At 71.7% G+C, this 1576-nt stretch carries 1 protein-coding gene; it reads right to left on the bottom strand.

Going from position 1 to position 1576, the window contains the following annotated elements:
- Nucleotides 1–1553, bottom strand: a 1553-nt coding sequence (locus NET02_RS16260; protein ID WP_284058481.1) for a bifunctional DNA primase/polymerase, incomplete at its 3' end; no start/stop codon positions are given.
- Nucleotides 1554–1576 lie beyond the last annotated feature (23 nt).

Here is a 1576-nt window from a genome sequence, read left to right as displayed (position 1 = left end):
CGGTGGCTCGGCTTGGGCTCCGGCAGCCGATCGCGCACCTCGCCCGTCTTGAGCCAGCTCTCCGGCTCGAGCACGTCCAGGCAGGCCGCCATCACCCGCTCGAGCTCGACCGCCGCCGGGTCGCCCAGTGCGACCGGCCAGCCGTCGCTATCGAGCCCCAAGAGCAGGTCGGACGCCCCCACGATCCGGCTGATCACGCGGAGCACACGCCGGCCGGAGTCGTGCTCGTCGTGCCGGAGCTCGAGCACCCGGTCAACCGCCCCGACCAGCATGGTGCCGCCGGCGACCGCCAGCCCGTGGTCGCCGAGGCCCTTACGGAGGTGGTGGACGTAGAGCCGGGTCTTGCCGCGCAGCGCTGATTCCCACTGCCCCACGACGCGGGCGATCTCGGCGTTGTCGGCCTCGTCCGCGATCCCGAGCAGCGAGCGGATGGTATCGATCACCACCACCGGCTCATCGCCCCGCATGGCGCGATCCAGCAGCCGGTCGGGTCGCTCGCCGAGCCCGAAGACGAGCCGTAGCCCGCGCGGCAGGGCCGGATCGCGCCGCAGCCGGTGCGCCCAGACCAGCTCGGACTCCTCAGTTAGCCACAGGACCGATCGACCAGCCCGTACCCACTCGCGCACGCACGCATAGACGAGCTCGGTCTTGCCGGCCTTGGGGTAGCCAGCGACAAGGTGCGACCAGCCCTCGATCACGTAGCCGTCCTGGCTCAGGAGCGGCAGGCTCGGGAGCTCGGCCGGGAGGTCGGCTGTGGCGAGGTCGGCAGCGTCCAGCTCGCGCAGCGGCGAGGCCTCGCCAGTCTGGCCGTTGGGGCTGAGAACCGGCGCAGCTTCCGGCTGGTAGCGCGCCACGCTCCCCGCGATCCGGCGTACCTCGTCATCGGGCAGTGGAGGGTCGCAGCGGTCACGGTTGACCTCGAGCAGCGCCGCCTCGATCGCGGCCTGGCTGAAGCCGTAGCGGCGCATGAGCCCACCGTAGGCGGTCAGCGTATTGTTCCGGCCGGGGTAGGGGATACGGTCGGGCAGCTCGCGGAGCGGCTCGCGCTCCGCGCGATCCTGACGCTCGGAGAGCCAGGCGGGGAGCTCGGCCAGCTCGACCTCGTCCGGCGAGAGCTCCCACTCGTACTGCTTGCCACTCGGGTGAACGGACGGCGGCACCACGATGTAGGAGCCGTCACCGCGCAATTGGAGGCCCGGCCCGACAGTGCGCGTCCTGAGCCCGCCTTCCGGGCAGCGGAAGAGGTAGTGCTGGCCGCGGCCCGTCGTGCTGCACACCGTCTCCGGCAGCGGCCCGTGCTCAGCCACCAGGTCGCGCAGCGCGTCGAGGTCGTCAACGTCGAGGGCGACCACGCCGCTCGCTTCGCCCAGCGCCAGGCCGATGTTGGCGGTCGCATGCGTTCGCCACCAGCGGTTGATGGTCTCGGCGTCACGGCTGGCGTCCTTGACGCCATGCTCCGTGAGCGGCTTCTTGCCGCTTGGCTCGCACGGGAGTACAGCCCAGCCGTACCGCCCCGCGTAGTAGAGGGCGGCACGACGCAGATCGCGCGTCATCGCCGCCCCTCCTCCTGCTCGAT

It is taken from the genome of Thermalbibacter longus (assembly GCF_023806485.1).
Classification (GTDB): Bacteria; Chloroflexota; Chloroflexia; order Thermomicrobiales; family Thermomicrobiaceae; genus Thermalbibacter; species Thermalbibacter longus.
This window is presented reverse-complemented; position numbering and strand designations above follow the sequence as displayed.